Annotated in this window: 5 protein-coding genes; all 5 read right to left on the reverse strand. The window is 46.0% G+C overall.

From position 1 onward, the window contains the following. Positions 1-40: 40 nt before the first annotated feature. On the reverse strand, positions 41-577 hold the full coding sequence (locus WCO51_09260; protein MEI6513445.1) for a DsbA family protein: 537 nt from the start codon (positions 575-577) through the stop codon (positions 41-43). A 21-nt stretch (positions 578-598) separates the two neighbouring features. After that, on the reverse strand, positions 599-1,459 hold the full coding sequence (gene folP, locus WCO51_09265; GenBank protein MEI6513446.1) for a dihydropteroate synthase: 861 nt from the start codon (positions 1,457-1,459) through the stop codon (positions 599-601). Then, on the reverse strand, positions 1,443-2,222 hold the full coding sequence (locus WCO51_09270) for a hypothetical protein (protein ID MEI6513447.1): 780 nt from the start codon (positions 2,220-2,222) through the stop codon (positions 1,443-1,445). The genes folP and WCO51_09270 overlap by 17 nt, the downstream gene beginning before the upstream one ends. Positions 2,223-2,660: 438 nt before the next feature. After that, positions 2,661-4,772 (reverse strand): sensor domain-containing diguanylate cyclase, encoded by a 2,112-nt coding sequence (locus WCO51_09275; protein ID MEI6513448.1) that lies wholly within the window; start codon positions 4,770-4,772, stop codon positions 2,661-2,663. 147 nt (positions 4,773-4,919) lie between these two features. Beyond that, positions 4,920-5,314 (reverse strand): hypothetical protein (locus WCO51_09280; GenBank protein ID MEI6513449.1); only part of this gene is annotated, 395 nt, incomplete at its 5' end.

The following is a 5,314-nucleotide window of genomic DNA, read 5'->3' on the forward strand; positions in this document are numbered from 1 at the left end:
GTGTAGGGGCGTAGCTTGCTCTGCCCCTACAGGAGATCGTCTAGGCGGTCTTGGCTAATTTTCTTACGATGGGGATTAGTTCTGTGGCGAGTAGGGGGCCTTCGTAGTGGGTACCGTTGATGAAGAGAGCGGGAGTTCCCTTGACACCGCTGCGTTGGCCTGATCGGATATCTTTAACAACTTCATTACGATAACTTTTTGCATCAAGCGCATTATTTAGGTGGCTGAGATCAAGCTTAAGAGTTGTCGCATATTCTATCAATTTCTCACGGCTTAAATTGGGCTGATGCTCGAATAGCGTATCATGCATATCCCAGAAGTTGCCTTGAGCGCCGGCGGCTTCTGAAGCTTCGGCTGAGATGAGAGCATATTGGTGAATGTCAGTTAGGGGGAAATGTCGGTAGATGAAGCTCAATACATCTTTTGTGGCGTCAAAGACCTCTTTAAGCTCAGAATAAGCGCGATAGCAGACAGGACATTGAAAATCGCCATACTCGACAATAGTCACGAGACCTTCCTGATTGCCTTTCTGCCAGTCCTGATCGTTGGGTGGAACCGCTAATTCACGCAAAGCCATAATGACGCCTCCCGAATAAATCTATTGAAGAGAATCGATTTGTTGTGATATCCCGCGAACGAGGGCATCGGTGATAGTAATGACGCGTTTTGTCGCGATAATGTCATGAACTCGTATAATATCAACTCCCTTTGATATCGAATAGGCGACAACGGCTTCCGTTCCCTCCAAACGCTCTTCCGGAGGTAGCCCTCCTAGAAGTTTGCCAATAAAACCCTTTCGAGATGGCCCGACCAATACCGGATAACCAAGCGATTTAAGCTCCGGCAAATTCCTGAGGAGTTCTAAATTCTGCTCTAAATCTTTTCCAAAACCAATTCCCGGATCGATCCAGATATGCTCTTTTTTAATTCCCGCCTGAAGACATGAATCGATGCGTGTTGATAGAAACTCCTTCACCTCGGCGACAACATTGTTATAGATGAGATCGTCCTGCATCGTTTTGGGAGTCCCTCTCATGTGCATCAAGCAAACCGGCACATTGAGCTTGGCAGCTAGAGGAAGCATTTCGGGATCGAAGGTAAGCGCACTGATATCGTTAATAATCTGAGCGCCTTTAGCCACAGCCTCACGAGCGACGTTTGCTTTATAAGTATCGATGGAGATAGGGGTAGGAATTTGTTTTGCGAGGGATTCGATGACAGGAATGACCCGCCGCATCTCCTCATCTGCGGAAAGAGGTTCCGCTCCCGGGCGTGAAGACTCACCACCGATATCAATCAAATCGGCGCCTTCTTCCGCCATTCGAAGGCCTTGCTCGATGGCAGCCTCGGAATCGAAGAATAAACCGCCGTCTGAGAAACTATCTGGTGTAACGTTAAGCACGCCCATTAATAGGGTGCGCTTTCCGATTGCGTTTAGAATATCAGCTAAACCGAGCATACTCGAAGTCAGAAGCCACCTCCGCACTCTCCCAATCGCTCTGCATCCACTGTATTACACGCCAGCCATCTTCGCTCAACGAAAACCCATGAGTCGCGATTGCTTCCTCGCGATTGCTCTTGAAGTGTTCCCGAAAAGACGGGGATTCGAAAAGCATTTGCGTAATGCGACGTAGCTGCCATTTATCCAGACTCGCTAATGCCTGATCGGCTGATGCAGCAATTGGATCGTCACCTGCCATCCGGATGACTTGCCTATAGTCTTCCATTGCATCCGCCCAATTGCCTATGTACTGAAAGAGCATACCTCTTCGGAACCGATGATATAAATCAATCGGACATAAATCGAGGAGGCGGGATAGTGTGCGAATTCCAGACTTGAAGTCAACCTTCTGCCAATAGCCTTTGACTAACGCCTCAAGCGCACCAATTGATCCTGGTTCATGCTTTAGCCACTTTTTGCTTTCACTGATGACCTCATCGAACTCGCCACGTTCGAGAAGAAGGTCAATAAGGAGATTGCGAACAGTAGGGTCGCTCGGGCAACAGTCAATAGCTTCCCGTGCTGCCGATTTCGCCTCAGGCCAGTGACAGTGAAGACGACATATCTGGGCTAACCCGATTAATGAAGCGCAGCGGCTTGTGGATGAAGTGTTGCACTGGGATTGTTTAGAAGTTAATGTGCTCTTAGAACATGTCCCTTCCAAAGCATCCGATTCTTCCGGCTTAGTTTTCTCAAAACCTTTCTCAACAGTCGAAAACATTGCAGTCGTCCCCTTCAGAAATCAGCGCCTTGTACCTTACTGGCGAATAAACAAAAGTTAAGGTTAATGATCATTCCGCTTTCCACCAATGCGGCGATCACTCGACCCAATAAAACCCACTAACCTTGTAAATCTGCTCCCCTGTGTCAAGGCTTATTTTATAGCCTCATCATCAAGCATTTTGTGTTGACGCTAGTACAAAAAACCATTATGAATTAATTCACTTCTCTTCGGATTGATCGGAGTTTAATAGTTCTCTCCTTTAAATCCTACATCTAAATATCTCGAAATTCACTAGCGCACGCCACAAAAACTTGCTCGTGTAGAGTGCTTCAAAATAATGGTATCACATAAACTTCTATTTGCAAACCCGTGATTCTAACAGGTTAATTAATAATTTGATAAATTTGTACTAGCAGAAGTTGTAGTTTAGCAATGCTAAGCAGTATTTAGAGGTAGTAGCGTGGCTGAATATTCAGCTTTTTCAAGGATTTGATCTCTTGATTGAACTGTGCTGTTAGATGAAGAAACGCCCATGCGAATATGAGGGTAAATGCGGTTTTCATCGTTAGGGGTCATGAACTCATATTGACGAATTGACTCTTGTAGATTGGTCATAAACCGCTTTGCCTCCGCCTCATCGGTCTGAGGTAACAGCATAGCAAAGCCATCAGTGCCATATCTGGCGGCAATTTTCGAACTTACAGAATATTGCATTAGAATGCCAGCCAGATGTTGAAATAGGAAGTCGGCACACGCGCTATTGTAAGCTTGCCCGATTACACTCAAGTCGGATACACCGATTACCATGAAAGATGTCGGTACGCCCGATTGCTTAGAGCGCTTGATTTCCTGGTCTAACTGATTCAGTAAATAATGTTCATTATAGAGACCTGTTAGACTATCAGTTATGCCGATGGCGCCAAAGCGTTGAATTCTCTCCGCTCTATCGAGCAGAACAGCCGTTTGGTTAGCAATCACTTGAAGTAATCGGAAATCTTCCTCGGAAAGCGCAAATGGCTTTGAGTGACTGAGACTAATCACACCTAATACACGCTTACCTATTTGAATTGGCGCAGCCATAAAGCAACCTACCTGCTTTCGTTCGCCTTCTTTGGCAAAAAGCCTGCGTTCTTTCGATAAGTCGGGTACGAAGATTTGTCGTCGCCGACTTGCCACCCAACCTGCCATTCCATTTCCCTTTTCGAATTCAATGCTTTGGATGAAATTAATTTCACGGCCATCCACTTGAGCAGGTTCGAAACGCCCATTCGAGCGATTCAGCATATGAATCGAACAGTCATCGAAGGAAATGCATTCTCTCGTAAGAGCTATCACTTTTTGGATAATCTCTGTGTCGCTCAGGTCGAGGGCGATCAGTTTATTTAGTTCATAAAGCATGTGAGTTTGGCCCAAATCTCGCGTTTGTGAACGTACGTCCTCGATATGCTCAACCAAAGCCGTTATATATGGGTTTAAAGCTTCTAATTGTTCGCGAATGGCCACGAGAGATTCTCGTCCGGTATCGGAATAGAGAGCGACGGCTCCCAAAACACGCTCAGGAGTTCGAAGTAATGCCATTGCTTGATTGGTTGGCGGGGTATGCGCATCGGCTGCGGCATCTGCATGAGAAGTAAGCATTGGGCTTAACGCCCGTGAAACTTTGGACAGCCATTGATTCTCATGATCGCTACCTTGGGGAAGGCTTAACCGTTTGTTTTGTATTTGTCTTGCCACAGCACCAGTGGCCGCTCGAACCGTCATCCCTGAATTGGCGCTGCCCGTTAGCCATAAGGCGCCACCTTCTGCTTGAGTTTCAAGCACTAGCGTATCCACAATACGCTTATAGACCGTTTCATTAGTCTCTTGAATGCACAGTTTTAGAAGTTCAGAGGCCTGCTTGAAGACAACCGACTCATCCTTTGTGGTCTTATAGACGGTCATAAGTTCGCGATAAGCAGTCCGCAGTTCTCGCTGGGAGTCTTCGAGGGTTTCCAATGAATCCTCGAAGCGTTCTATTGTCGCAACAGAAGATTTAGCGCCGGTGAATTGTGGGGCATGACGAATTGAAAAGAGAAGTCCTATCCCTAACAAACATACCGCATGAAGCCAATGCACAACGGCAATCGCTTGGTGAGCGGGAGTAGCCATAAGCGCGGTTGAAAGGACTAAAGCGGATGAGAGCAAAGTAGTAGCTCCGACGGAAACGCGTCCGTTGGCGGCAGAGAGCCAGATGATCGGCATGAAAAGCCAGAAAAATTCTCCCCGAGGGTCAAAACGAAGGATGAAAAGGGTAAGCGCTCCCAGGTCCGCTGCTGTTTCGATAGCGTTGCAAAGCCCGTCTTTCATCCCTTTTCGTTCGAGGACGAAAAAGAAGAAGCTATAAATGCCGATGAGCGCAGTCAGCATTCGTATCAGGTCTATTTGATCTGGATCATAAAAAGATACAAAAAGAAGCATTCCGAGTGCGATGATCACTCGACCAATTAAAATCCAAAGCCCGTTTTGCTCTTCGACTTCTTCTAGTGTTTGCTCTTCCTGTTCATCCATAACTCATCCAAAATTTACAAGGTACTTTAATTATCGGCATTCAGCCGAGAGGCAATAGGGGGAGAAGGAAGCGAAACAAGAAGCAAGAAGCAAGATTCCGAAAATACGTAATACGCATTACGTAATAAGAAAGTGACACCGCGGGCGTTACTCGGTTATTTTGATTTCTTGCAGCATTCTTTGGGCGAGGTCTTTGTAGAAGTAGTCGGCATCGTTTCGGGTTTGGAAGACGAATTGGTATCGATTATTGCGGTTAAGGATGCTTATACCGTAATAAACTTTTGATGCTCCACTTTCACCGTTTTGAACTTCGAATTGAACGTAGATGGCACCCTTTACAAAGAATGATTTTGACTTTAAGCCTTTTGGGAAGAATTCAGATAACAGCAGTTTTTCTTGTGTTATTCGAGAGTCAATTTGAGCCTTCGAAAGGGCGGTCGGATTAATGTCTAGTGTTAGCGGGATGATAATTACGCTAAATACAGGAGTAAGTTTGGGGTCTTTCGCAAAGAGGTCTGAACTTAATTTAACCACTTCTAGAT

Source organism: bacterium (assembly GCA_037131655.1).
Classification (GTDB): domain Bacteria; phylum Armatimonadota; class Fimbriimonadia; order Fimbriimonadales; family JBAXQP01; genus JBAXQP01.